The 23,477-nt window shown below is 71.8% G+C and carries 24 protein-coding genes, 1 tRNA gene and 2 pseudogenes; 15 read left to right on the forward strand and 12 right to left on the reverse strand.

All coding sequences use genetic code 11. The annotated features are described in order from the left end of the window. The first annotated feature begins 48 nt into the window (after positions 1 to 48). Complete coding sequence (locus GA0070607_RS04065; RefSeq protein WP_089016963.1) at positions 49 to 1,503, forward strand: alkaline phosphatase PhoX; 1,455 nt, start codon at positions 49 to 51, stop codon at positions 1,501 to 1,503. A 100-nt stretch (positions 1,504 to 1,603) separates the two neighbouring features. On the opposite strand, the gene GA0070607_RS04070 is transcribed toward GA0070607_RS04065, so the two are convergent. Continuing rightward, positions 1,604 to 1,996: a YybH family protein gene (locus tag GA0070607_RS04070; protein ID WP_089016964.1), complete on the reverse strand. Its 393-nt coding sequence runs from the start codon at positions 1,994 to 1,996 to the stop codon at positions 1,604 to 1,606. Positions 1,997 to 2,103: 107 nt separating this feature from the next. On the opposite strand from GA0070607_RS04070, the pseudogene sigJ reads away from it, so the two are divergent. From sigJ to GA0070607_RS04085, 3 genes and pseudogenes are all read left to right on the forward strand, one after another. After that, positions 2,104 to 3,046, forward strand: a pseudogene (sigJ, locus tag GA0070607_RS04075) (RNA polymerase sigma factor SigJ). Between the two features lie 86 nt (positions 3,047 to 3,132). Beyond that, positions 3,133 to 4,068 carry an NAD-dependent epimerase/dehydratase family protein gene (locus GA0070607_RS04080; protein ID WP_089016965.1) on the forward strand — a complete coding sequence of 312 codons (936 nt, stop codon included), beginning with the start codon at positions 3,133 to 3,135 and terminating at the stop codon, positions 4,066 to 4,068. A 132-nt stretch (positions 4,069 to 4,200) separates the two neighbouring features. After that, entirely contained in the window at positions 4,201 to 4,740 is a 540-nt protein-coding gene (locus tag GA0070607_RS04085; RefSeq protein ID WP_089016966.1) for a GNAT family N-acetyltransferase, read from the forward strand. 86 nt (positions 4,741 to 4,826) lie between these two features. Here the strand turns inward: GA0070607_RS04085 and GA0070607_RS04090 are convergent, their stop codons facing one another. The 3 genes from GA0070607_RS04090 to GA0070607_RS04100 all read right to left on the reverse strand — a co-directional run bounded on the left by GA0070607_RS04090 (position 4,827) and on the right by GA0070607_RS04100 (position 6,510). After that, positions 4,827 to 5,441, reverse strand: a complete 615-nt coding sequence (locus GA0070607_RS04090) for an NAD(P)-dependent oxidoreductase (protein WP_089016967.1) — start codon at positions 5,439 to 5,441, stop codon at positions 4,827 to 4,829. Further along, positions 5,441 to 5,905 carry an SgcJ/EcaC family oxidoreductase gene (locus GA0070607_RS04095; protein WP_089016968.1) on the reverse strand — a complete coding sequence of 155 codons (465 nt, stop codon included), beginning with the start codon at positions 5,903 to 5,905 and terminating at the stop codon, positions 5,441 to 5,443. The genes GA0070607_RS04090 and GA0070607_RS04095 overlap by 1 nt, the downstream gene beginning before the upstream one ends. Before the next feature lie 68 nt (positions 5,906 to 5,973). After that, a complete protein-coding gene (locus tag GA0070607_RS04100) occupies positions 5,974 to 6,510 on the reverse strand; it encodes a MarR family winged helix-turn-helix transcriptional regulator (RefSeq protein WP_089016969.1) in 537 nt (178 codons plus the stop codon). A gap of 401 nt (positions 6,511 to 6,911) precedes the next feature. On the opposite strand from GA0070607_RS04100, the gene GA0070607_RS33205 reads away from it, so the two are divergent. Beyond that, positions 6,912 to 7,724, forward strand: coding sequence for a hypothetical protein (locus GA0070607_RS33205; protein ID WP_231930831.1), 813 nt, complete (start codon positions 6,912 to 6,914; stop codon positions 7,722 to 7,724). 14 nt (positions 7,725 to 7,738) lie between these two features. Beyond that, positions 7,739 to 8,161, forward strand: a pseudogene (locus GA0070607_RS04110) (tyrosine-type recombinase/integrase); the annotation flags it as partial. Positions 8,162 to 8,236: 75 nt separating this feature from the next. On the opposite strand, the gene GA0070607_RS04115 reads toward GA0070607_RS04110, so the two are convergent. Both GA0070607_RS04115 and GA0070607_RS04120 read right to left on the reverse strand, forming a co-directional pair. Beyond that, a tRNA-Val gene (locus GA0070607_RS04115) sits at positions 8,237 to 8,308 on the reverse strand. A 50-nt stretch (positions 8,309 to 8,358) separates the two neighbouring features. Next, positions 8,359 to 8,985: a TIGR02611 family protein gene (locus GA0070607_RS04120; protein ID WP_408630867.1), complete on the reverse strand. Its 627-nt coding sequence runs from the start codon at positions 8,983 to 8,985 to the stop codon at positions 8,359 to 8,361. Positions 8,986 to 9,279: 294 nt separating this feature from the next. On the opposite strand from GA0070607_RS04120, the gene GA0070607_RS04125 reads away from it, so the two are divergent. After that, positions 9,280 to 9,711 (forward strand): SsgA family sporulation/cell division regulator, encoded by a 432-nt coding sequence (locus tag GA0070607_RS04125; RefSeq protein WP_007457244.1) that lies wholly within the window; start codon positions 9,280 to 9,282, stop codon positions 9,709 to 9,711. A 114-nt stretch (positions 9,712 to 9,825) separates the two neighbouring features. Here the strand turns inward: GA0070607_RS04125 and GA0070607_RS04130 are convergent, their stop codons facing one another. Beyond that, the gene (locus GA0070607_RS04130; protein WP_089021645.1) at positions 9,826 to 10,602 is read right to left on the reverse strand and encodes a glucose 1-dehydrogenase; all 777 of its coding nucleotides are present in this window, start codon (positions 10,600 to 10,602) and stop codon (positions 9,826 to 9,828) included. Positions 10,603 to 10,800: 198 nt separating this feature from the next. On the opposite strand from GA0070607_RS04130, the gene GA0070607_RS04135 reads away from it, so the two are divergent. The 4 genes from GA0070607_RS04135 (at position 10,801) to GA0070607_RS04150 (ending at position 13,107) form a co-directional block, all read left to right on the forward strand. Next, positions 10,801 to 11,757, forward strand: a complete 957-nt coding sequence (locus tag GA0070607_RS04135; RefSeq protein WP_089016972.1) for a helix-turn-helix transcriptional regulator — start codon at positions 10,801 to 10,803, stop codon at positions 11,755 to 11,757. 43 nt (positions 11,758 to 11,800) lie between these two features. After that, on the forward strand, positions 11,801 to 12,256 hold the full coding sequence (locus tag GA0070607_RS04140; protein WP_089021646.1) for an RrF2 family transcriptional regulator: 456 nt from the start codon (positions 11,801 to 11,803) through the stop codon (positions 12,254 to 12,256). Next, positions 12,256 to 12,774, forward strand: a complete 519-nt coding sequence (locus GA0070607_RS04145) for a GNAT family N-acetyltransferase (RefSeq protein ID WP_089016973.1) — start codon at positions 12,256 to 12,258, stop codon at positions 12,772 to 12,774. The genes GA0070607_RS04140 and GA0070607_RS04145 overlap by 1 nt, the downstream gene beginning before the upstream one ends. Before the next feature lie 153 nt (positions 12,775 to 12,927). Continuing rightward, the gene (locus GA0070607_RS04150) at positions 12,928 to 13,107 is read left to right on the forward strand and encodes a DUF4236 domain-containing protein (RefSeq protein WP_089016974.1); all 180 of its coding nucleotides are present in this window, start codon (positions 12,928 to 12,930) and stop codon (positions 13,105 to 13,107) included. Positions 13,108 to 13,201: 94 nt separating this feature from the next. Here the strand turns inward: GA0070607_RS04150 and GA0070607_RS04155 are convergent, their stop codons facing one another. Then, positions 13,202 to 14,092: a hypothetical protein gene (locus tag GA0070607_RS04155; protein ID WP_089016975.1), complete on the reverse strand. Its 891-nt coding sequence runs from the start codon at positions 14,090 to 14,092 to the stop codon at positions 13,202 to 13,204. Between the two features lie 24 nt (positions 14,093 to 14,116). Then, a complete protein-coding gene (locus GA0070607_RS04160) occupies positions 14,117 to 14,638 on the reverse strand; it encodes a VOC family protein (RefSeq protein ID WP_089016976.1) in 522 nt (173 codons plus the stop codon). Positions 14,639 to 14,687: 49 nt separating this feature from the next. On the opposite strand from GA0070607_RS04160, the gene GA0070607_RS04165 reads away from it, so the two are divergent. Together GA0070607_RS04165 and GA0070607_RS04170 are read left to right on the forward strand one after the other, a co-directional pair. Further along, on the forward strand, positions 14,688 to 15,149 hold the full coding sequence (locus tag GA0070607_RS04165; RefSeq protein ID WP_089021647.1) for a MarR family winged helix-turn-helix transcriptional regulator: 462 nt from the start codon (positions 14,688 to 14,690) through the stop codon (positions 15,147 to 15,149). Positions 15,150 to 15,206: 57 nt separating this feature from the next. Continuing rightward, on the forward strand, positions 15,207 to 16,886 hold the full coding sequence (locus GA0070607_RS04170) for a tetratricopeptide repeat protein (RefSeq protein ID WP_089016977.1): 1,680 nt from the start codon (positions 15,207 to 15,209) through the stop codon (positions 16,884 to 16,886). Positions 16,887 to 16,906: 20 nt separating this feature from the next. Here the strand turns inward: GA0070607_RS04170 and GA0070607_RS04175 are convergent, their stop codons facing one another. Both GA0070607_RS04175 and GA0070607_RS04180 read right to left on the reverse strand, forming a co-directional pair. Continuing rightward, positions 16,907 to 18,271: a sensor histidine kinase gene (locus GA0070607_RS04175; protein WP_089021648.1), complete on the reverse strand. Its 1,365-nt coding sequence runs from the start codon at positions 18,269 to 18,271 to the stop codon at positions 16,907 to 16,909. A 173-nt stretch (positions 18,272 to 18,444) separates the two neighbouring features. After that, positions 18,445 to 19,101, reverse strand: coding sequence for a response regulator transcription factor (locus GA0070607_RS04180; RefSeq protein ID WP_089016978.1), 657 nt, complete (start codon positions 19,099 to 19,101; stop codon positions 18,445 to 18,447). A gap of 96 nt (positions 19,102 to 19,197) precedes the next feature. Here GA0070607_RS04180 and GA0070607_RS04185 point away from each other — a divergent pair, with 96 nt between their 5' ends. Beyond that, positions 19,198 to 20,340 carry a LolA family protein gene (locus tag GA0070607_RS04185; RefSeq protein WP_089016979.1) on the forward strand — a complete coding sequence of 381 codons (1,143 nt, stop codon included), beginning with the start codon at positions 19,198 to 19,200 and terminating at the stop codon, positions 20,338 to 20,340. A gap of 55 nt (positions 20,341 to 20,395) precedes the next feature. Here the strand turns inward: GA0070607_RS04185 and GA0070607_RS04190 are convergent, their stop codons facing one another. Next, entirely contained in the window at positions 20,396 to 21,028 is a 633-nt protein-coding gene (locus GA0070607_RS04190; protein WP_089016980.1) for an SGNH/GDSL hydrolase family protein, read from the reverse strand. 223 nt (positions 21,029 to 21,251) lie between these two features. Here GA0070607_RS04190 and GA0070607_RS04195 point away from each other — a divergent pair, with 223 nt between their 5' ends. Beyond that, a complete protein-coding gene (locus tag GA0070607_RS04195) occupies positions 21,252 to 23,471 on the forward strand; it encodes a HelD family protein (protein ID WP_172899156.1) in 2,220 nt (739 codons plus the stop codon). The last annotated feature ends 6 nt before the right edge of the window (positions 23,472 to 23,477 follow it).

A 23,477-nucleotide genomic window follows, 5' to 3' on the forward strand; every position in this document is an offset into this window, starting at 1 on the left:
GAGTTGGCTGTCGATCGTCGCACTTGTCTCGACCAGGAGCTGATCCGCGTGCCTTCCTCTCGTCGTACCTTCCTCGCTGGTGGCGCCGCCGCTGGCGTAGGCCTTGTCGTCGCCGGCGGCCTGCCGTCCCTGGCGCAGGCCCACCCGGGCCGGCCTCACCCGCCGGTCAAGGCCGGCCACCTGCCCTTCCCGCCGCTCGTGGACGACCCCAAGGGGATCCTCGCCCTGCCCGAGGGCTTCAGCTACACCGTGGTCACCCGCACCGGCGTCACCCGGCTCGACCGCGGCCAGGGCATGACCCCGGCCGACCACGACGGCATGGCCGTCTACGACGCCGGCCACGGCCGTTACAACCTGATCCAGAACCACGAGATCGACCCCGGCGCTGAGTTCGGCGTGCCGCACGTCAAGGGCACGGTGTACGACCCGGGCGCCGTCGACGCGGGCGGGTGCACCGTGATCAAGACCGACCGGGCGGGCCGGAACCTGGGTGAGTTCGTCGCCCTCTCCGGCACCATCTCCAACTGCGCCGGCGGGCCGACCCCCTGGGGCACCTGGCTCACCTGCGAGGAGACCGAGGACCGGGCCGGCGACAAATGGGAGGAGGGCAGCCGGTCCGGCGTCTACCAGAAGGACCACGGCTACGTCTTCGAGGTGTGGGCCGACGGCAGCGCGGACCCGAAGCCGATCAAGTGCCTGGGCCGCTACTCCCACGAGGCCCTGGCGGTCGACAAGGACCGCACTCGGGTCTACCTCTCCGAGGACGCCGACGGGCCCAACGGCCTCTTCTACCGCTGGACGGCGCCGCACGGCGTCAAGCTCGGCCCCGGCGTGCTCACCCGGCTCGCACCGAACGCCGGTGTCCTCGCCGCGATGCAGATCATCATGGACGACGGCTCGGTGCTGCCGGACGTCGCCTACCTGACCTCCGCCCAGCTGGGCCGCCCCTTCCCGGTCCGCTGGATCGAGGTGCCGGACCGCGACGCGCGGACCACGTCGGTGCGCGAGCAGTTCGCCGACGGCCAGGTCACCCGCGGACGCAAGTTCGAAGGCGTGTGGGCCACCGACGAGGGCGTATACGTGGTCAACTCCTACGCCTGGGACGACGGTGACCTGCCGGCCGACGCGGCGCCGCACGACGGCATGGTCTGGTTCTACAACTACAAGGCGCAGACCATCCAGCTCGTGACGTACTTCCCGCACCAGACCGCAGCCGAGGAAGGGTCGCCGGTCAAGTACACCGACCTCACCTTCGACGGCCCGGACAACGTGACAGTCACCCCGTGGGGAAGCCTCGTGCTCGCCGAGGACGGCAAGGGCGCCTCGCACGTGCTCAGCACGATCCCGGGTGGCCCGACGTACGCGATCGCCCGCAACCAGCTCAACGACTCGGAGTTCTGCGGACCGACCTTCTCCGCCGACGGCAAGGTGCTCTTCGTCAACATGCAGGACCCGGGTCTCACCCTGGCCATCACCGGCCCGTGGGAGACGTACCTGGGCTGACGGAGCCGGACCGACCGGTGGGGTCAGGCCATTCCGCCTGCCCCCACCGCAGGTACGACGCCAGGTTCGTCCGACACCCGGAAGTGGCGCGGTCCTCGGGTCACGAACCGTCCGGAGGATTGGCCGGCTGCTGTCCCGGCCAGAACGGCCACTCCTCGAACGACCGGCAACGTCCGTCGTCCGCGAATCGCATGATCCACAGGTCGCGGTACTCCTGGTTGACCGGGTCGCCGTAGCGGACCTCCTGGCGCGACACCGCGGTGTCGCCGTCGACCGCGACGATCTCCCTGGTCATCTGGAACACCTCGTCGGGACCATTGCGCTGCTCTTCCCACATCCGGGCGATCGCCGGCAGGCCGACGACAGGCGTCCAGTACGGCCCCTGCTGGTAGCTCGCATCCTCGGTGAAGAGCGTGACCAGCGCGTCCGTGCCCGGCGTCCGCCACACCTGCTCGTAGGCGGCGAGCCAATCGGCGACGTGGTTCCTGTTCATGGACATCACCCTGCCACTCACCGGGCGGCCCGCGGCGGGAACCGGCCCCCGATCCACGAGAGAAGCCGTGCTCAGCTGGAGGCGTTGCGGGTAAATATGATCGGCTCATGCCTCTGACAGTGGACGACGTCGACCGATTCGAGCTGTCGAGGCCCCGTCTGGAGGCCATCGCCTACCGTCTCCTCGGCTCCGCGCACGAGGCAGAGGACGTCGTGCAGGAGACGTTCTTGCGCTGGCAGGCCGCCGACGTCGACCGGGTCGAGGTCCCCGAGGCTTGGCTGACGAAGGTACTCACCAACCTGTGCCTCAACCTGCTCACCACCGCGCGTGCACGCCGCGAGACCTACGTGGGCCGATGGCTCCCCGAGCCGCTGCTCGCGGGGGGATCCGATGCTCGGCCCGGCCGACACCGCCGAGCAGCGCGAATCGGTCTCGTACGCGGTCCTCACGCTCATGGAGCGCCTGTCCCCCAACGAACGGGCCGTGTACGTGCTGCGGGAGGCGTTCGACTACCCGCACCGGGAGATCGCCCAGATCCTCGACATCACCGAGGCCGCCAGCCAGCAGATCTTTCACCGTGCCAAGAAGCATGTCGCGTACGGCAAAGCCCGCAGCGAAGTTGAGCGGGCCGCCGCCCGGCGGATCGTCGAGGAGTTCCTCGCGGCCGCCACCAGTGGCCAGACCGATGAGCTCGTACGCCTGCTCACCACGGACGCCATCTCCATCGGCGACGGCGGCGGGAAGGTTCCGGCACGCACCGAGGCGTTCGAGGGAGCCGTCGCGGTCGCGAAGTTCGTGTGGGGCTTGTTCAAGCCTGCGGAGGCCAAGCGCGCCATCGTCGGCGGCTCGCCCGAGATATACGCCTGGACCGCCAATGGCGAACCCGCCGTTGTGGCCGTCGTGCAAGGCCGGGTTGTCGCCATCATGTGCCTGGAGGTCACCGTCGAGGGCATCACTGCCTGCCGTACCCAGGCAAACCCCGACAAGCTCGAACGCGCGACCGAGCAATGGGCGGCAGCCAACCATGGGGAGCCCCTGCTGACGGTATGACGTGGATCACCTTCGACTCCTGTCAGGAATCGGCAGGCCATCCGGTTCAAGTGACGAATCCGAACCGGACAGCAAGGGAGCCGACGATGAGAGTGCTGGTGGCAGGAGCGACCGGAGCGATGGGCAAGGAGCTGGTGCCGCGTCTGGTCGATGCGGGACACCAGGTGTTCGCCATGGTCCGCAGCGAATCCAACAAGGCCAGGGCAGCACAGCTGGGTGCGGTACCGGTCGTCGCCGACGCGCTGGATCGCGCCCAGGTCGAGGCGGCCGTGCGCCAGGCCGCCCCAGAGGTGATCGTCAACCAGCTGACCGCCATCGGGCACGTCGACACCCGCCATTTCGAACGCAGCTTCGCCGCCACCGACCGGCTGCGGATCGAGGGCACCGACAACCTGCTCGCGGCCGCACGCGCCACAGGAGTACGACGGTTCGTCGCCCAGAGCAACGGCGCGTTCACCTACACGCGGACCGGCGGGCCGGTCAAGAACGAACAAGACTCCCTGGATCGCTCACCGGTCGGCCAGATGGCCCCTATGATCGCCGCGATCGAGCACTTGGAGAAGGCCGTGCTGGGCGCCGCCTGGACCGAAGGGATCGTGCTGCGCTACGGCGCTTTCTACGGAGCCGGCACGTCCATGGCGCCAGGATCCGAGCAGCTCGAGATGATCCGCAAACGCAGGTTCCCGGTCGTCGGCGACGGCGGCGGGGTGTGGTCGTTCATCCACATCGCCGATGCCGCCGAGGCCACGGTCGCAGCGGTGGAGAACGGCGGCCGCGGTGTCTACAACATCGTCGATGACGACCCCGCCCCGGTCGCCGAATGGCTGCCGGAACTGGCAGCGATGCTGGGCGCCAAGAAACCGATGCGCGTACCGCGGTTCATCGGACGCCTCGCCGCCGGACAGGCCGGCGTCGTGCTCATGACCGAACTGCGCGGCGCATCCAACGCCAAGGCCAAGCGCGAACTGGGCTGGCACCCGACACACCCCACCTGGCGCCAAGGCTTCCGGGTTGTGCCGTGACCTGCTGAGCGTCGTTCTTCCTTATCCATACGCACGTCCGTCGTCAGCACGGCGGACTCTGGTACGCCGCACGGTCCGGGGCCCCGGTTTAACCCGGTGCTGGATCTCCATGCCGACTGTTAGCGTCGCGGCATGTTCGCCACCGATCGGGTCCGACTGCGCCCGCCCACGCCGGACGACGCGCCGAACATGTTCCGCCTGTACGGTGATCCCGAGTTGCACCTGATCACGGACGGCGAGCCGTTCGTGCCGCGCCATGTCGGCCAGGTCCGGGCCCGGCTGGAGAAAAAGGTCACCGAGCCGCCCGACGGCCAGACCCAGGTGTCGCTGCTGGCCGAGACCGTGGCCGACGGCACTTTCCTCGGTGGCAGCGTGCTGTGGGGGATCAACGCGTTCAGTCGGTACGCCCACCTCGGTATCTCGCTGCTACCCGAGGCACGTGGCCAGGGGTACGGGACCGAAGTGATCCGGCTGCTCTGCCGGTACGGCTTCCGCAACCGCAACCTGCGCCGTCTGGAACTGGAGACGCTGGCCAGCAACACGGCCATGCGGCGGACCGCTGAGACATGCGGCTTCACGCACGAAGGCACGCAGCGGGAGCGCGAGTACGACGGCGACGGCTTCGCAGACATGGTGATCTACGGTCTGCTCCGGCGCGACTGGACGCCGTAGCTCGTGAGAACGCTGAGTGCGTACCGCAGTCAGGCCCTGGTGTCGTACAGGTCAAGGGCGATGCTCGGTTTGCGTGTGATCCTCGGTCAGGAGCCGGCGACGTTGATGGCGCTGCGCGCGTGGGTGGAGTTCTCGACCGCGTCGAGTAGGACTGCGGCGGCATCTGCGCGGGTGAGCGGACGGGGTCGGTCGAGCAGGTCGCGGCTGATCTGCACGCCGCCCCGCGCGGGCCGGTCGAGCAGGCGGTTCAGGCGCACGATTGTCCAGTCCAGGTCGGAGGCCGAGACGACCACCTCCATCCGCGCGGCATCTGCGTAGGCGTCGGCGAACAACCGCCGCAGCAGTGCGATGGGCAGCCGGGGACTGTCGGCCACGATCGGATATGCGCTGGTGACGGCGAGCCGGCGCACACCGGCGTGGGCCATGCTCGTGGCGAGGACGCGTGCCACCGCCTCGGCGTGGTGCGGGCCCTTGCGATCCGGTGCGGAGATGATGGCGATCACGGCGTCGGCGTCGCTGATGGCGGCCCGTACCGAAGCCGCGTCACGCCCGTCGCCGGTCACGACTCTGGTCGGGGCCGGGGTTGGTGGCAACGTGTGTGGCCGGCGGCTGAACGCGGTGATGCGATGGCCGCGCCGTAGCCCTTCGCTGACCACGAGCCGGCCGGTGCGGCCGGTCGAGCCGAGCACGGTGAGGTTCATCAGGCTCCTTCACCCTCGGTTCGCGTCATCAGCCGGCCCATGATGGTGCGTGACCAGGGCCGGTACCGGGTGTTCTGGAACGCGGCCACCGGCCAGTCCTCACCTCGACGCACCACGACGAACGTCACAGCGGACAGGCGTTTCGCCGACGGTTCGGCACGGCCGCGCTGCCAGCGCATGATGATGCCGCCGAGCGCGCACACGACTGCGACATCGGGCGCGACGAACCGGATGCTCGGAGGTCGCATCGTCATACGGGAGCCGCGCATGATGCCGGCGAACAGCGCTCGATGTCCGTCCGCGATCGCCTGTCGGCCGGCCATTCTGGTGCCGTCGAAGGCGGTGTAGTCGGCGTCCTCGGTGAACAGGGCCGCGTACCGGCCGGGATCACCCTCGTGCCAGGCGTCGGCGACCCGGGCCAACGTCTCGCGAATCGCGGCCTCGACCGCAGTAGTGTCACTCATCGACCACTCCCATAGAAGTTTACTCTGCTAAAAAGTTTAGCGAAGTAAACTATCCTCTGCAAGCGTGGTCAGGCTCGAGTGTCGTTGCTCAGCCGTGCGGTCTGGTCGCGGAGGATGCTGGTCACGTTGGTGACGAAGTGGTCGATGGTGGCAAGCTGCTCCGGGGTATAGCCGTCGGCCAGCTTCATCATGGCCTCCCGCATGGGCTCGAAGACGGGCCGCAGATCAGCGTTGACCCGGTCCACGTCGACCACCACGAACGTCTTGCGCCGATCCGCGGCGTCGGAGACACGCTGGGCGTACCCGGCCCGGGCAAGGCGGTCCACGAGCCCGGTGACCGCGCCCGGCGTGAGCCCGAGCTCCCGAGCGAGATCGCCCGACGTGACAGGCCCGCGGCGGGTCAACACGTCCAGAGCCTTGTTCTCCGTCGCGGTCAGGCCACGACGGGCAGCGACCGCCTCATGGAACATGATCACAGCCGCACTCAGCTCCCGGCCGAGAAGCTCACCGAGGTCCGGTGTGTCGCCATCGGGCCCATCCGGGTGACGTGATCGCCGCGCCAACTGACCTGGCTCCCTTCCGCTGGGGGCCGCCACGGCCGCCATCGAGGTGTCCCGACCAGTATGCGGTTCGAGGTCCAACCGCTTCCGCGCAGGTCGCGGGCGGATTCGAGCGATCGTCACAGCGGCGCTCGTCAGAGTGCCAAGTGGCGTTGAAAACGTCGGCCGGGTTCGCCAGCCGAGAGTCCTGCGAGGCCGGTCAGCTTGGAAGGTGCCTTGAATCCCGTCCCGGGCGAACAACGCGACGAGGCAGAAGCGGCCGCCGGCAACACATGGCACGAGAACGACGTGGCATTCGCCACGCACTATGACATGCCCATCGGGCCGCGCAACTTCCAGCGCTCCGGGCAAACCCAGTGCGAAAGAGCTCCGCGCCGAACCGCTCCTCCACCATGTCCAGGAGCACGCCGCACACCCGGCGAAGGTCCACGTGGCAGGCTGCGGTGGTGATCATTAGCTCGCGCAAGGTTGCGCGCATCACCGCAGCAGTGCTCATCGCGATGCTAGGTGGTGCCTGCGGAACAGGTCGCCGAGACGCCGTAGCCGAACCTCCACAAGAGGCTGCATCGTCCCTGTCGACGGCACCGCAGCATGAAACCCGAGCCTCGACACCGGATGGATCCATCGTGCTGCCATGGGTCGCAGCGATCGTCGCTCGCGACGACACCTCGATCACCGTGGCCACCGGCATAGACAGCGCAATCTGCGGAGAGCCCACGCGTCCCCCCGAGGCGACGGTCACCCATCAAGACGACACCCAGGTGGTCCTTTCGGTGACCACGAGCGTCGTGCGAGCAGAAGAGGAAGACTGCGCCGTCACCGGTGACGCCGCGCCCGCTTACGTGTCGCTGCAAGAACCCCTCGGTGACAGAGTTCTGCGCGACGCCGCCGCCACCCTGCCGCATCCGACCTACTACGAGCGAGATGTGCCGGACCTCCTTGCAGACAAGCGGTGGGATCCTTCCGGAGGACACCTGAGGCCCGACGAACGCTGGTTCCAGAGCTTCCGCGACCCTGGCGGCACAATGCTGATCCTCGATGCGCAGCCCACAACTAGGGCGCACCGGTCGGCCACCATCGCCACTGTCCCGATCGGCTCATGGCAAGGCATCATCACTACCTACGGCGCACCAGGCTCTTGGAAGGTCTGGTGGGAGCAGGGCCAGGTCACCTACTCGCTGTCGCTCATACCACCCGAGAGTCATGGCTTCACCCTGAAACAGTTCAAGCAACAACTCGCCGGGCTTACGTGGAGTTGATCGTGCCACGCTGACAGCTCCTCCACCGCGACACCAAGACCCAGGCGTCCGACGCCACACTCCCCCTGCCTGACATATGCCTGACCGCCCTCAAGCTCAGGCAAGAACAACGCGACGAGGCACGGGCAGCCGCCAGCAAGGCCTGGCACGAAACCGACCTCGTATCCACCACCCGCTATGGCACGCCCATCGAACCGCGCAACTTCCAACGTTCCTGGCAGACGAGGTGCGAGAAGGCAGGCGTCACGCCCATCACCGTCCACGACGCCCGGCGGACCTGCGCCACGCTCCTGGCCGACCTCGACGTCCACCCGCGAGTCGCCATGCAGGTGCTCCGGCACGCCCGCTTCTCCGTGACGATGGAGATCTACACGCAGGTCTCATCGAAGGCGACGAGAGAAGCACTCAAGCGGCTCGGCGATTCTCTCGGCCGCTGACTATTGCTGTACTTAACTGCCGTACGCAAGCAGAAAGGCCACCTCCCGAACCCGGGAAGTGGCCTTTGACCTGCGTGGGCGATACTGGGATCGAACCAGTGACCTCTTCGGTGTGAACGAAGCGCTCTCCCGCTGAGCTAATCGCCCTCAGCGCCGATGACTCTACCCGATCGTGGAACCAGACCGGAAATCCGGGGTCAGTGCGTCGCGAGGTAGTGCATCGCCGTGGCCACCACGTCGATGCCGAGGCTGTACTTGAGTGAGAGCCACACCACCACGGCCACGAAGACCAGGCCGACGGAGCCGAGCACGATTCGCACCGGCAGTGACTGGCGTTTCGCCCAGTTGGTCCAGCCGTGGACGTGACGGCGGGTGAAGCCGAGCAGCCGGCGGGCCCAGTGGTATTCGACGGCCCAGATGCCGAGCCCGGCGATGACCAGCAGCCAGCCCGGCCCGGGCAGCGGGATGAGGGCGATGCCGATGGTCACGACCAGCGCCCCGGCGATCGCAATGAAGATCTTGAGGGCGATCCGGCCGGTGGGGTTGGCCCGGATCAGGTCGAGGGTGGTGGAGATCCGCTCCCGCCAGCGTGGGCGCCGCGGCGGGTTCGCCACGAGGACGCCACCGGCACGACCGGCCCCGTCTCGGACGGGGCGATCCGTACCACCGGCGGCGGAACGACCCGCTTCTCCGGCAGCGGGGCGGCCGGGCTCGGCCGCCGGCCGACCGGACCGCTCGGGCTGCTCCATTGGCACTGCGTACCCCCGCTTTTCGGCTGCTCGGACCGCGACGTTCGGCGGACCGGACGCCGCTGCCGGATCCACTGAGGATCGATTCGTGACCATTTCACCCCCCAGTGTCGCTCGGGCCCGTCACTGCAACGGCCGACTGGACGTTACCGGAGTAAGTCGACGACTGAGCCACCCGATGCCGGGCGGGATCACGCACTGGGCAGAACCGGAAATCCTACATGAATCCTCACATTCACGCGGCCTTTCCGTCCCCCTTCCCACCACTGGGTGAAGTCAGCGTATGGCGGAGCGTAGCCAGGAGTAGCACCTGAGTATGGGAAAAGCGGGACACGCGCGTTCCGCAGCGGTGCCGGGGGGAGAACGTCCATGAGTGTCATTCGACCGACGACCGTAGAGGTCGAGACGTCGCTAAGGCTCGTCGCGCCTGACGCCACCGCATTGCCGGTGCGTGCCAGTCTGCGTTACGACCCTGCTGACCCGTATGCGGTCCATGTCCTGTTCCATGCCGAATCGGCCGGCGGCGAAGCGGTGAGTTGGTCCTTCGCTCGCGAACTGCTCGTCACCGGCCTGGACGAGCCAGCCGGCATCGGCGATGTGCGGGTCTGGCCCTGGGCCACCCCGCGCGGCGATTTCGTCGCGCTGGCCCTGTCGTCACCGGACGGCAACGCCCTCTTCGAGGTGCCGCGCAGCGTCCTGGTGCGTTTCCTTCGACGGACCTACGTCGTCGTCCCGCGCGGCCGCGAGGCCGAGCACCTGGACGTCGACACGGCGGTGAACCGACTGCTCGCCGGTCGCTGACCACCGCCCGACCGGGCAACACCGGCCATCACGGGGCCGCGCGGATCTGCCGACCGCGCGGCTCCGGCACACCCCGGGGGTACGCGGGCCCGCCCGCTCCGGGTCGGCCGGTGCTCAGCCGTGCGTGGTGATGCCGCCGTCGACCGGGATGACCGCGCCGGTGAGGTACGCGCCGGCCCGGGAGGAGAGGTAGATGGCCGTGCCGGCCATGTCCTCCGGGCGCCCGATGCGGCCCAGCGGCACCTGCTGCTCGATGCTGGCCCGGCTCGCCGGGTCGTTCAGCGCGAACGCCATCATCTTGCTCTCGAACGGACCGGGCGCGATCGCGTTGACGGTGATCTGCTCGCCGGCCAGTTGGTAGGCCAGGCTGCGGGTGAGCATGTGCACGGCCGCCTTGGTGGCCGAGTACGCGTACACCTCCATCCACGGCACCCGGATGCCGTCGATCGACCCGATGTTGATCACGCGGGCCGGATCGTCGGCGCTGGCGGCGGCGCGCAGCGCCGGCAGCAGCGCAGTGGTCAGCCGGAAGACGGCCTTGACGTTCACCGCCCAGAGCTTGTCGAACGCGGCCTCCGGGTAGTTTTCCAGCGGGGCGCCCCAGGTCGCGCCGGCGTTGTTGACCAGCACGTCGAGGCGACCGAAGCGCTCCCGCACGGCGGCAGCGAGGGACTCGGCCCCGGCGTCGGCGCCCAGGTCGGCCGGGATCGCCTCGCAGCGCCCCTCGGCGGAGAGCTCCTTGGCGACCGCCTCGCAGACGTCCGCCTTACGGGACGAGATGATCACCTGCGCACCGGCCCGGACGAAGCCCTGGGCGATCATCAGACCGATCCCCCGCGACCCGCCGGTGACCAGGACCGTCTTGCCTTCGACCGAGAACAGCTGCGTCATGCCCATCCCATCGCGAGTCGGCGGGTCCGCCGGTCCGGCGGGCGGCCCGGCGGGGCGCCGGGCGGAGCGGAGACCGGACGGCGCTACCGCCGGGTAACGTAGCCCGACCGCCGGGACCGCGACAAGCCCGTGGCGGCGCGCCGGGCCCGCCGGGGGTCGGGATGCGGTGACCTGCGGTTCGGGCTACCGTCGCAGGCGATGGTCTCCACCGGTCCCCTTCCTGCGGCAACGATCGGAGCGGCGCCACCCGTCCCCGACGAGATCGCCACGTTCGCCCTGGCCGACCTGGCTGGCGACCAGGGCTGGCGGCGCCCGGTGTTCGTCGAGCGGGAGCTGCTGATCCTCACCACCCGTGGGCACGGCGACGCCGAGCTGGATTTCCACCTGCTGCCGTGCCGGCCCGGCACGCTGCTGCGGGTACGCGCCGGCCAGGTGCTGCGCTGCGCCGGCCCACAGTTCGACGCCACCGTGGTCGGCTGGGATTCCGAGGCGCTGCGCGGTCTCGACGTGGACCCGGACGCACCCCCGACCTGGCGGCAGCTCGCCGGCGAGGACGAGGATGCCGTGATCAGTGAGGTGAGCCAGCTGGCGGTCGACTGCCAGCGGCATCGCGACACACCCGCCGGCCGTGCTCTGCTCCGCCACCAGCTCGCCGTGCTGCTGCTGCGGCTGGCCCTGCCCGGCGGGGACCGGTCGGCTGCCCGGCCCGAGGCGGAGACGTTCCACCGGTTCTGCCGGGAGGTGGAACACGCCTACCAGTACACCCGGCGGGTGGAGGACTACGCCGCCGCGCTCGGCTGCTCGGTACGGACCCTGACGCGGGCCTGCCTGGCGGTCACCGGGCGCAGCGCCAAGCAGGTCATCGACGAGCGGGTCGCGTTGCAGGCGGGACGGCTCCTCGCCGCGACCGACGAGCCGATCGCCCAGATCGGTCGGAACCTGGGGTTCTCCGAACCCACCAACTTCGGCCGCTTCTTCACCCGGGAGGTCGGGCTCAGCCCCGGCGCGTTCCGGGCCGCCCGGGACCAGCCGGCCGCCGCCCGGGTGGTCCGGCCCCGGTCACCGGCCGAGGCGACGACCGCCAATGCCGGCCGGTTCCGCCCCGGTGCCGCCGGCGAGCCGGCCAACGGCGGTCACGCCGCCCGACCCGGGTAGCCCGCGGGACCGGGCAGCGGCGCGGGCCGGGCATGATGGCAGGGTGCAGATCTCCGCGCGCGGCGACTACGCGGTACGGGCGGCGCTGAGCCTCGCCACCGCGTACCCCTCGCTGCTGTCCACCCAGGCCATCGCCGCGGAGCAGGACTTGCCCCGCAAGTTCCTGGAGGCGGTCCTGGCCGATCTGCGCCGGGCCGGCATCGTGCGCGCCCAACGTGGCGCCGAGGGCGGCTACACGCTCGCCCGCCCGCCGCGTGAGGTGACCGTCGGCGCGGTGCTGCGCGCCGTGGAGGGTCCGCTGGCCGGGGTCCGCGGCCTGCGCCCGGAGGAGACCCGGTACGAGGGCGCGGCGGAGAACCTGCCCGGCCTCTGGGTGGCGGTTCGCGCCGCGGTCCGCCGGGTGGTCGACGAGGTGAGCCTCGCCGAGATCATCAGCGGTCGGCTGCCGGCCCACGTCCGCAAGCTCACCGCTCTGCCTGACGCCTGGGAGCCCCGCTGATGCCCACCCCCACCCTGCGCACCGACCGTCTGCTGCTGGAGCCCTACCGACCGGCCGACGCCGAGGACTTCGTCGCGCTGCTCGCCGACCCCGAGGTGGGCCGGTTCATGGGCGACGGGCCGATGACCGAGGCGGATGCCGCCGACCTGTTCGGGCGGGTGTTCAGCCGGGTCTACGCCGACGACCTCTTCGACGTGTGGGCGGTCCGCCGGGACGGCCACTACGTCGGGCACGCCGAGATCAAGCGGACCGACGACGTCGAGGGTCACGAGCTCGTCTACGCGCTGGCCAAGCCGGCGTGGGGTGGTGGCCTGGGCACCGAACTGGCCACCGCACTGGTCCGGTACGGCTTCGACCGTCTCGATCTGACCCGGGTGTACGCCACGGTCGCCGACGCCAACCACGCCTCGCTCGGGCTGCTCGCCAAGCTCGGCTTCGTCCACCAGCAGGACGTGACCGAGGAGGACGGCAGCGTCACCCGGGTCCTCGCGCTGGACCGGGACCCCGTCCCGGCCTGAGGCCGGCCGGCTCACAGCGCATCTCCTGAATGGAGACCGAGACGCCGTTTCGGGCGACCGTCCACGCCGGACTCCGACGGGGTTTCGGAATTCACCGGTTCGGGCATGTTCGATCTCGACACGGCAGGGAACGGTGACGAGGGGAGTCCTCCGATGGGCCTCATGTTTCGCAAGCGCAAGAAGATCGGTCCGATCATCCTGAACTTCACCGAGAACGGCTTCTCCTCGTGGAGCATCAAGATCGGGCGTTGGTCCTGGAACTCCAGGGCCAGGGCACACCGGGTCGACCTGCCGGGCCCGCTGTCGTGGAAGCAGGACAAGTCCCGGTCGTAGTGTCCCGGGAGTCGAGCGGGGTGCCGGTGGACCACCGGCACCCCGCTCGGCGTGTGCGGGCCGGTGTGACATCGGCCCAGCGGCCGGGGCGCGCTCAGCGCGTCGACGTGATGGTCTCGTCGCCGGCCAGCCGGCCGGTCTCGCGTTCGCGGCGCACGTTGCCGGAGTCGAGCAGGCCGGTGAGCGCCCGGGTGGCGTCGGCGGCCCGGTAGACGGTCGCGGTGAGGGTGTGCCGGCGCAGCTCGGTGACCGGCCGCGGCCCGCCCCGGCGCAGCTCGGCCAGCAGTTCGCGGGCCAGCGGCTCGGCGTCGGGGTCACCGGCCAGGTCGACCGGCGCGCCCGCCGGGTCGCCCGGGTCGGACAAGCGCACGTCGCGGTCCGCGCCGACGGCCCAGAGCGCGTCGCGGACCGCCTCCAGGCTCCGGTCCGAGCGGCTGCCGAACGCGATCACGCCGGCCGCCGCGCCGTTCGGGAGCACCGGCGCCACCTCGGCGACCAGAGGGAAGCCGGCGGCGACCAGCGCGTCGCGGGCGTCGCTGCCGGCGTGCAGCAACACCTCCCCGGCGCGGCCGTTCGCCGCGGCGGTGAGCAGCTTCGGGGTCACCGCGCCGGGCAGGTCCAGAAAGCAGAACAGCGGGGAGCCGGCGGCACCGGCCGCCTTCACCGCGACCGGCAGCCGATCCGGGACGCCCGGCAGCAGGTGCACGGTGACCTCGGCGGGCAGCTCCGCCTCGACCGGACCGAGCCGGGTCGGCAGGTCGGCGGCACCGTCGGCCAGCACAAGCACGGTCACCCGCCGGCCGCGCACCTGGTCGGCATGCCCGGCGACCACCCGCAGCGCGGCCTCCGCGCCGCCGGCGTCGTCACCGGACCAGGCCAGGGCGATGGTGGCTCGCCGGGAGCGGTGCAGGGCCGCGGGCAGCCAGGTCGTCAACTGGCGGACCAGCAGCTCGCGGAGGAAGTCGGTGGTCCGGTCGGTCGACATCGGTCCGTTCTACCCTACGAGCGGTCAGGCCGGGACGGAGATCCCCACCCCGCCGCGGGTCTGCCCGCCGTAGCGCTGCCGTTCGGCGGTCAGGTCGAGCCGGCCGATCCGCTTGCGGGCGGCCAGCGCGTCGTCGTCGAGCCGGTCGGCCGGGACCAGCCAGACCACCTCGAACTCCAGGCCGTCCGGGTCCTGCCCGTAGAGGCTCTTGGTGGTGCCGTGGTCGGAGGTGCCGACCAGAGCGCCGGCGGCCGAGAGTCGCTCGGCGGTGGCGGCCAGCTCGTCGAGGGTGTCCACCTCCCAGGCCAGGTGGTAGAGCCCGACGGTGGCCCGGCCGGCGGTCGACCGCCCGGCGCCGGCACCGACCTCGAACAGGCCGAGGTCGTGGTCGTTTGTCGAATCGGGGGCCTGGAGGAAGGTGGCGCCCCGGAAGCCGTCCGGGGTCATCGCCACCGGGCGGAAGCCCAGCACGTCGCGGTAGAAGGCGACGCTGCGGGCGAGGTCACTGACGTAGAGGACCGCGTGGTTGAGCCGGTGGATTCCCATGGCTCCAGGCTAGCGCGATTTAGTTGAACTCTCAACCATTGCGGGTATGATGACGGTCATGACCCGTTGGCTGGACTCCGACGAGCAGCGCACCTGGCGGGCGTTCCTCACCGCCTCCCGCGCGCTGATGGACACGCTCGACCGCGAGCTGCAACGCGACGCGGGGATGCCGCACGCCTACTACGAGATCCTGGTCCGGCTCTCCGAGGCGCCCGATCGGCGACTGCGGATGAGCGACCTGGCCGAGACGACCGGGTCGTCGCGCAGCCGGCTCTCACACGCCGTGGCCCGGTTGGAGGCGGCCGGCTGGGTCCGCCGCGAGGAATGCGCCACCGACCGGCGTGGACAGGTCGCACTGCTCACCGACGCGGGCTTCGCCACCCTCGCCGCCGCCGCCCCCGGCCACGTCGAGGGGGTACGCCGGCACCTGTTCGACGCGTTGAGCCCCGCCCAGGTCGACCAGCTGCGCCGGATCAGCGAGACGCTGGCGGAGCACCTGACGAGATCCTGACCGATCGACACCGGCGCGGGTCTTGTACTTACCGTCGTCGGATGAGCACGATGGGGCGTGCCCTCCGGCTTCGGCGAACTGACTGATCAGGCGCACCACCTCGTGTCCGCCGGCGACCTGGCCGGCGCACAGCGGCTGCTCTCCGACGCGCTCACCGACGCCGACCCCCGCCCGGCCAACGCCAACCCCGAGCTGGCCGAGGCCGCCAGCCTCCAGGCGCGGGTGCTTGTCGCGCTCGGCGAGCCGCACTCCGCCCGGGGTTGGGCCGCCTTCGCGTACGCGGCCACCACCCGGTTGCACGGCCGCTCCGATCCCCGCACGGTGGCCGCCGCGGCGACCCTGGCCGCGGTGCTGCACCGGGTCGGCAGCCACTCCCGGGCCGCCCGGCTCTACCAGGAAGTCATCCTCGAGCTGACCGCGCAGGACGGCCCGGAGTCGTTGCGGGTGCTCGCCGCGCACGCCGACCTGGCCACCGTCGAGTACGCCCGCGGCCAGTGCACGGTGGCCCGCGACCGGCTCCAGGACGCCTGGGAGCTGCACCGCGAGGTGTACGGCGACGGGCATCCCAGCGGCATCAAGATGCTGGCCCGGCTCGGCGCGATGCAGCGTGACTGTGGGCAGTTCGCCGAGGCGCACGACAACCTGGCGCTGGCCCGCGAGCTGTGCCGGCAGCACCTGCCCGCCGACGACCCGCTGGCCGCGCAGGTGGCGGCGCTGGCGCGGGCGGCGGCCAACCCCGATCACGTCTGCGCCGACGAGACGCCCCGGGACAGCCCCGTGGTGCCGGCCGCCCGGGCCCCGTCCCAGGGAAACAGGCCGGTCGAGCCCGGCTCTCAGCCACCGGATCCCCCGCACGCCGATCCGGCCCCCGGCCCGGCCATCGGTGACGATGAGGCCCTGGCCGGTCATGGGGGCGTGACCGGCGGCGGTGCGGTGCCGAATCCTCGATCGCCGGCCGACGAACCGGGTGGGTCGGTGGGCTTCACGTGGCCAGCCGATCCGGCGGACGGGCCCGACCGCCACCTGACCGACACGCCGGTCCCCCCGTCCGTGGTCGGGCTCGCGGGCAGCGCGGAAGAGGCGTCCGGGGTGTACCGGCTGCACCGGCCGGGCACGCCGTCCGAGCCGTATCCGCCGTCCGAGCCGTACACGCCACCCGGCGCGTACGGGCCGCCGGATCCGTACGCGCCGCTTGAGCCGTACACACCGTCCCGGCTGCTGCCGGTGCCCGTGCACCGGGCACCGGCGCCGCGACGCAACCGGCTGGTGCCGGTGCTGGTGGCCGGCGTGGTCGTGGTGGTGCTGGGCACCGCGGCCGTGATCGCCGGGGTGGCCCGGGTCGGCGACCGGGACGATGAGCCGCCCGGCCCGGGCACCGCCTCCCCCAGCGCCGGCCCGACCGGCACGGGCGCGCCGGCCAGCGGCGGCGCCTCCCCTGCCGGCTCGGCGCCGCCCGCGGCCGCGCCGGGCACCCCGCCGGGCACGGTGACCCTGCGCGACAACCGGGACAGCATCGCCCTGCGCTGGACCTACCCGGCCGGCGGCGAGGGACCGGTGGTCGTCTCCGCCGGCAGGGCCGGCCAGGGCAAGAACGCCATCGCCACGTTGCCCGCCGGCGCCACGAGCTTCGTCGTCTACGCGCTCAACCGCGCCAACGACTACTGCTTCACGGTCGCCGTCGTCTGGTCCACCGACACCGTGGCCAGCGCCGACGAGGTCTGCACCCGCCGCCACTGAGCGTGCTGAGCCGCGACCGGTCAGCGGCCGGTCGGTGACTCCTCGTCGGTTGGCAACGCCGGCAGCAGCAGACGCACCCGTAGCCCCCGCTGGTCCTCGCCGTCGGTCAGGGTGATGCTGCCGCCGGCCCGGCGGACCAGCTCCCACACGATGGCCAGGCCGAGGCCGGCCCCACCGTCGTCGCGGGCCCGCCCGTCATCCAGACGAGCGAACCGGCCGAAGACCCGTTCCCGATCGGCCACCGGAATCCCCGGGCCGTCGTCGGTCACCGTCACCAGGTGGTACGCGGCCTCCGGGTGCCTGGCCGGCGTCGCCTCGACGGCGAGCAGAACAGCGCCGTACGCGTGCCGGACCGCGTTGTCGACCAGGTTGGCCAGCACCCGGCGAAGCTCGTCGGCGTTCCCGACCGTCCACAGCGGGCCCGGCGGCGGCACCACCCGCACCGGCGGCGACGGGTACCGGGCGGCGACCTCGGTCAGCAGGGATCCCAGCTCCACCGGCCCGGTCCCCCGCGCCGGTGGCGTCTCGTCCAGGCGGGCCAGCAGCAGCAGGTCGTCGACCAGTCGGCTCAGCCGATCCGTGTCGGCGAGCAGGTTGGCGGTAACCGCCGTCCAGTCCGTCCGGCCGGCGAGGCGCTGGGCCACCTCCAGCTCGGTGCGGATGTTGGTCAACGGACTGCGCAACTCGTGTGCCGCATCGGAGACGAACGCCCGCTGCCGCGCACGGGCGGACTCCAACCGGCCCAGCATCCCGTTGAGGGTGACCGCCAACCGATGGATCTCGTCGGCCGAGGCGGGTACCGGCAGTCGCCCGGTCCCGGCCCGTCCGGTGATCTCCTCGGCGCCCCGGCGCAGCGCCTCCACCGGCCGCAGGGTCGCGCCCACCACGCGCCAGGCCACCGCGGCCAGCACGGCCACCAGCAGCGGGAACGCCACCAGCAGGATGGTCCGGACCACATGTGTGCTGTGCCGCACATCGGCCATCGAGCGGGCGACCAGCACGGTGAGCGGGTCGGCCGCGGTGCCGGCCGGTACGGCGACCACCCGGACCGGGCCGGCGAGCCCGACCCGCTCCGCCGGCACCTCCAGCCGCTGCCGGCGGTCACCGGTCAGCCGCTCCGGGCGGACCATCGGGACCAGCCGGTCCGCGTCGATCGAGGCGGCCCGGATCCGCCCCTGCGTGTCGATCACCTGGACGCGGACCTGCCCGCCCGCCACCGGCAGCGGGTCGGGCAGCGCGTCCTCGGCGGCGAGCAGGGCGACGGCGTCGGCGGTCCGGAACGCCTCGGTGTCCACGGTGCGCTGGAGCACGAAGCCGAGCGCGCCGAGCAGCACCACCCCGCCGAGGGCCAGCCCCACGGTGAGGCCGAGCACCCCGATCGCCATGAGCCGGCCGCGCAACCCGAGCACCGGCAACCGGCTGCGCCAGGTCCGGCCGACGCGCCCCGGGCCGGCCGAGGTCACCGGACCGGCGGAGGTCCCCCGGCGGTCGGCGGTCGGCACGGCGACCTCGGGCGCGGGCGGCACACCGGCCGTCAGGTCGGCCGGCACGTCGGTGCTCACGTCGCCAGCCGGTAGCCGGCACCCCGGACGGTCTCCAACCGGTCCCGGCCGAGCTTGCGACGCAGGTAACCGACATACACCTCGACCGCGTTCGGCGCGGTCTCCAGGCTGGCGTCCCAGACGTGGTCCAGCAGCTCGATCTTGGAGACCACCTGGCCCGGGCGGCGCATCAGGTAGTCCAGCAACGCGAACTCCCGCGCGGTCAGCGCCACCTCGGCGTCGGCCCGGGTCACCCGCCGCCGGGCCGGGTCCAGTCGCAGGTCGCCGACGGTCAGCACCGCCGGGCGTTGCGGCGCTCCCCGGCGCAGCAGCGCCCGCAGGCGAGCCAGCAGCACCACGTACGAGAAGGGCTTGGTGAGGTAGTCGTCGGCGCCGCAGTCCAGTCCGTCGGCCTGGTCGTACTCGCCATCCTTCGCGGAGAGCATCAGCACCGGCAGCCAGTGCTCCTCCGCGCGCAACCGCCGGACCAGCTCGTACCCGGAGAGGCCGGGCAGCATCACGTCGAGGATCATCGCGTCGTACCCGCCGTGCCGGGCGGCGTCCAACCCGGCCGGGCCGGTCGCCGCCACGTCCACGGCGAACCCCTCCGCCTGCAGGCCGCGTTGCAGCGCGGCCGCCAACCGGGCCTCGTCCTCCACCACCAGCAAGCGCACGGCTCAAGGGTGCCACCCGGGTCAATCCCGGCGGATCGGCGTCCTCAGCGTGTTCACAGCGCCGAGCGGGCAGGATGGTCGGCAGGAGGTAGCCACATGTCCGTTCTGAGAAGCCGTCCCGTCCTGCGCTGGCTGGTCCCGGCGACCGCCGCCGTAGCCGTCATCGGTGGCGGCGCGGCGATCGGCACGTTCGCCGCCGAGGCCGAACCGAGCCTGCCGCCGCGCACCGCCGCCCAGCTCCTGGTCGATCTGCAGACCTCCCGGCTGGAGGGGCTGTCCGGCACCGTCGTGCAGCGCGCCGACCTCGGCCTGCCGCCGCTGGTCGGTCTGGTCCCCGGCAACGACCTGACCACCCTGTTGACCGGCACACACACCCTGCGGGTCTGGTACTCCGGTCCGGAGCGGCAGCGGGTGGCGCTGCTGGACACCCTCGGCGAGCAGGACATCATCCGCAACGGCCGGGACGTGTGGAGCTGGGAGAGCCGCAGCAACACCGCCCGCCACGCCACGCTGGGCGACGCCATGGCCGGGAAGCCGGGGCCCGAGGCGGCGCCGAGCCTGCCGGCCACCCCGCAGGAGGCAGCCGACCTGGCGTTGCGCGCGGTCGACCCGAGCACCGAGGTCAGCGTCGGCCGGTCGGCGACCGTCGCCGGTCGGGACGCGTACGAGCTGGTGCTCCAGCCGCGCGACAAGGACTCGCTGGTGCACCAGCTGCGGATCGCCATCGACGCCAAGCAGCACGTGCCGCTGCGCTTCGAGGTGCTCGCCACGGGCAGCGACCAGCCGGCGTTCGAGGTGGCCTTCACCCAGGTCGACTACCAGCGCCCCGACGCCGACCAGTTCACCTTCAACCCGCCGCCCGGTGTGACAGTCACCGAGGAGTCGGTCGAGCGGCCGCCCGCGGGCCGGCCCGACCAATCCAAGCCGACGGGTGATCCGCAGGTACGGGCAGTGGGCACCGGCTGGACCACAGTGCTGGTCGCCCGCCTCGACGGGGCCATCGGCGGCAAGCCGGCCAGTACGAAGCCGGCCGGCGACAAGCCAGCCCGCGACAAGCCGGCCGGTACGCCCGACGTCGACGTGTCGAAGCTGCTCGGCGGGCTGACGGCGGTCAGTGGTGACTGGGGCAGCGGTCGGCTGCTCACCAGCAAGCTGTTCAGCGTGCTGCTCACCGACGACGGCCGGGTGCTCGCCGGCGCCGTCACCCCGGAGAGGCTCTACCAGGTCGCCCGCGGCTGAGTTCGCGGTGTTGTCGCGCCGGGTCGACCATCGGTCGGCCCGGCGCGTCGTCGTGTCAGGGAGCGGTCACTCCGAGAGCGCTGAGGAACGCGTCGGCGAGCACCGCGTGGCCGGGCAGGTGCGGATGCACCCGGTCGTCGGCCCAGCGCTTCGCCGGGCTGACCGCGAGCACCCGGTCGAACGCCGCCTGGGTCGGCACGTGCACCGCGTCGAACTCGGCGGCCAGCGCGGCCACCACGGCGCAGTACCGGTCGGTGTCGGCGCGCTGCGGGTCGCTGCGGTCCGACTCGATCAGGAACGGGTCGGCGAGGATCAGCCGGCAGCCGGTGGCATCCACCGCACGGCGGAGCAGGTCGCGCAGGGTGCGCTCGTACTCGTCGAGGGGGACGGCCTCGTCCGGCCGGTCGCCGTAGCGCCGCCAGATGTCGTTGATGCCGATCATGACCGAGAGCCAGTCGGGGCGCTCGGCGACGGCGTCGTCGTCCCAGCGAGCCGCCAGGTGCCGCACGGTGTCCCCACTCACACCCCGGTTGATCCACTCGACGTCCAGCTCGGGGTGGCGGGCGCCGACCAGGGCACGGACGAGGGTGACGTAACCGGCGCCGTAGGGCGCCGCGGTGTCTCGCCGGCCGCAGTCGGTGATGCTGTCGCCGATGAAGACCACCCGTTGCCCGGTTCGCAGGATCATCCGCCGCCACCTCGTGATCACCGGGCGCGCCGACCCGGTCACCGTGGTCGAGGCCGGCCGGACGCGCTATCTTCAACTGTTCGAGGGCACAAAAAAGAACGGCTCGAAAGCCGTTCCTGCAAAGGATTCTAATCTTTAGGGAGACGGCTTGTCAAGGCACTCCGGCGGTTCCGGCGAATTGCCGCTCGACGACGAGATCGGTCACGAGCAGGAGTACGTCTCGATGCTCTACGACCGGCTGGACGGGCTGCGTGAGCAGGCCGCCTCCCGGCTCACCGACGAGCTGCGCAGCACCGGGGGCACCCGCCAGGACCGCTCCCAGCGGGACAGCTCGGTAGCGATGTACGCCGACCAGGTCGAGCAGTTCTCCGCCGTGGAGGACGGGCTCTGTTTCGGGCGTCTCGACGGCGACGACGACTCCCGCCGCTACATCGGCCGGATCGGCATCTTCGACACCACCGGCGACTACGACCCGCTGTTGATGGACTGGCGGGCCCCCGCCGCCCGCCCGTTCTACCTCGCCACCGCCGCCAACCCGCAGGGCGTCCGCCGCCGCCGGCACCTGCGTACCCGCCAGCGCAAGGTGACCGGGCTCAACGACGAGGTGCTCGACATCGACACCGCCGCCCCGGGCGCGCACGAGGAGCTGACCGGCGAGGCGTCGCTGCTCGCCGCGCTCAACGCCGGTCGGACCGGCCGGATGCGCGACATCGTGGAAACCATCCAGGCCGAACAGGACCGGATCATCCGCGCCGACCTGCCCGGGGTGATGGTGGTCCAGGGCGGGCCGGGCACCGGCAAGACCGCTGTCGCGCTGCACCGCGCGGCGTACCTGCTCTACACACACCGGCGGGAGCTGTCCAGCCGGGGCGTGCTGCTGGTCGGCCCGAACGCGACCTTCCTGCGCTACATCTCCCAGGTGCTGCCCACCCTGGCCGAGACCGGCGTGCTGCTGCGTACCCAGGGCGACCTCTTCCCCGGGGTGAGCGCGCAACGGAACGAGCCCGCCGAGACCGCCGCACTCAAGGGCCGGGCGGTGCTCGCCGAAGTGCTGGCGTTGGCCGTGCGGGACCGGCAGTGGGTGCCCGACGAGCCGTTGGAGATCGAGGTGGAGCGGGAGTCGCTGACCCTCGACCCGGAGATCGTGCGCACCACCCGGGACCGGGTGCGCCGCGCCGACCGGCCGCACAACCTGGCCCGGGCGCTTTTCGACGTGGAGATCGTGCACGCGCTCGCCGACCAGGTGGCCGAGCGGATCGGCGCCGACCCACTGGGCGGGGAGAACCTGCTAAACGAGGCCGACCGGGCCGAGATCCGCCGGGAGTTGCGCGACGAACCGGAGATCCAGGCCACCCTCGACCGGCTCTGGCCGGTGCTCACCCCGCAGCGCCTGCTCGCCGACCTGTACGCCGACCCGGACCGGATCGCCGCCGCCGCGCCGATGCTCACCGACGAGGAGCGGGCCCTGCTGCACCGCGAGCCGGGTGGCTGGACGCCGGCGGACGTCCCGCTGCTGGACGAGGCCGCCGAGCTGCTCGGCGAGGACGAGCGGGCCGCCGCCGCCCGGCTCGATCGCATCCGCAGGATGGAACGGGAGTACGCCGAGGGCGTGCTGGAGATCGCCCGGGGTTCCCGCTCGATCGACGTCGAGGACGAGGCCGAAGGCGGTGAGATCCTCGGCGTGACCGACCTGATCGACGCCGACCGGCTGCTGGAACGGCAGGAGGAGGCCGACCGCCTGACCACCGCGCAGCGCGCCGCCGCCGACCGGAAGTGGGCGTTCGGTCACGTCATCGTGGACGAGGCGCAGGAGCTGTCGCCGATGGCCTGGCGGCTGCTGATGCGCCGCTGCCCGAGCCGGTCGATGACGATCGTCGGGGACGTGGCGCAGACCGGCGCGCTCACCGGCACACCCTCCTGGGCCGACGCCCTCGCGCCGTACGTGGCGCAGCGGTGGCGGTTGACCGAGCTGACGGTCAGCTACCGCACCCCGGCCGAGATCATGGCGGTCGCCGCCGACGTGCTGGCCGAGATCGACCCGGCGCTGCGGCCGCCGCGCTCGGTGCGGGAGAGCGGCGTACCGCCGTGGGACCGGACGGTGCCCGACGAGCAGTTGGCGGCGGAGCTGGTGGGGGCGGCCACCCGGGAGGCGGCCGGGCTGGCCGAGGGCCGGCTCGGCGTGATCGTGCCGGCCGGCCGGGTGGACGCGCTCGGCGCGACGTTGACCGCGACGCTGCCGGAGGCCGCCGTGGGCGAGCATCCGGAGCTGGAGAGCCGCGTGGTGGTGCTGACCGTCGCGCAGGCCAAGGGGCTGGAGTTCGACTCGGTGCTGGTGGTCGACCCGGACCGGATGGTCGCCGAGTCCCCGCGCGGGCGCAGCGACCTGTACGTGGCTCTCACCCGCGCCACCCAACGCCTCGGCATCCTTCGTCCCAGCCGCTGACCCGGA

This window comes from Micromonospora coriariae (genome assembly GCF_900091455.1).
GTDB lineage: Bacteria > Actinomycetota > Actinomycetes > Mycobacteriales > Micromonosporaceae > Micromonospora > Micromonospora coriariae.

Excerpts from the sequence above, each read along its gene's own strand:
- GA0070607_RS04070 (WP_089016964.1), bottom strand. The coding sequence starts at position 1,996 with ATGAACAGGAACCACGTCGCCGATTGGCTCGCCGCCTACGAGCAGGTG.
- GA0070607_RS04080 (WP_089016965.1), top strand. The coding sequence starts at position 3,133 with ATGAGAGTGCTGGTGGCAGGAGCGACCGGAGCGATGGGCAAGGAGCTG.
- GA0070607_RS04085 (WP_089016966.1), top strand. The coding sequence starts at position 4,201 with ATGTTCGCCACCGATCGGGTCCGACTGCGCCCGCCCACGCCGGACGAC.
- GA0070607_RS04090 (WP_089016967.1), bottom strand. The coding sequence starts at position 5,441 with ATGAACCTCACCGTGCTCGGCTCGACCGGCCGCACCGGCCGGCTCGTG.
- GA0070607_RS04095 (WP_089016968.1), bottom strand. The coding sequence starts at position 5,905 with ATGAGTGACACTACTGCGGTCGAGGCCGCGATTCGCGAGACGTTGGCC.
- GA0070607_RS04100 (WP_089016969.1), bottom strand. The coding sequence starts at position 6,510 with ATGGCGGCCGTGGCGGCCCCCAGCGGAAGGGAGCCAGGTCAGTTGGCG.
- GA0070607_RS04125 (WP_007457244.1), top strand. The coding sequence starts at position 9,280 with ATGAGTGTCATTCGACCGACGACCGTAGAGGTCGAGACGTCGCTAAGG.
- GA0070607_RS04130 (WP_089021645.1), bottom strand. The coding sequence starts at position 10,602 with ATGACGCAGCTGTTCTCGGTCGAAGGCAAGACGGTCCTGGTCACCGGC.
- GA0070607_RS04135 (WP_089016972.1), top strand. The coding sequence starts at position 10,801 with ATGGTCTCCACCGGTCCCCTTCCTGCGGCAACGATCGGAGCGGCGCCA.
- GA0070607_RS04145 (WP_089016973.1), top strand. The coding sequence starts at position 12,256 with ATGCCCACCCCCACCCTGCGCACCGACCGTCTGCTGCTGGAGCCCTAC.
- GA0070607_RS04150 (WP_089016974.1), top strand. The coding sequence starts at position 12,928 with ATGGGCCTCATGTTTCGCAAGCGCAAGAAGATCGGTCCGATCATCCTG.
- GA0070607_RS04155 (WP_089016975.1), bottom strand. The coding sequence starts at position 14,092 with ATGTCGACCGACCGGACCACCGACTTCCTCCGCGAGCTGCTGGTCCGC.
- GA0070607_RS04160 (WP_089016976.1), bottom strand. The coding sequence starts at position 14,638 with ATGGGAATCCACCGGCTCAACCACGCGGTCCTCTACGTCAGTGACCTC.
- GA0070607_RS04165 (WP_089021647.1), top strand. The coding sequence starts at position 14,688 with ATGACGGTCATGACCCGTTGGCTGGACTCCGACGAGCAGCGCACCTGG.
- GA0070607_RS04175 (WP_089021648.1), bottom strand. The coding sequence starts at position 18,271 with ATGGCGATCGGGGTGCTCGGCCTCACCGTGGGGCTGGCCCTCGGCGGG.
- GA0070607_RS04185 (WP_089016979.1), top strand. The coding sequence starts at position 19,198 with ATGTCCGTTCTGAGAAGCCGTCCCGTCCTGCGCTGGCTGGTCCCGGCG.
- GA0070607_RS04190 (WP_089016980.1), bottom strand. The coding sequence starts at position 21,028 with ATGATCCTGCGAACCGGGCAACGGGTGGTCTTCATCGGCGACAGCATC.
- GA0070607_RS04195 (WP_172899156.1), top strand. The coding sequence starts at position 21,252 with ATGCTCTACGACCGGCTGGACGGGCTGCGTGAGCAGGCCGCCTCCCGG.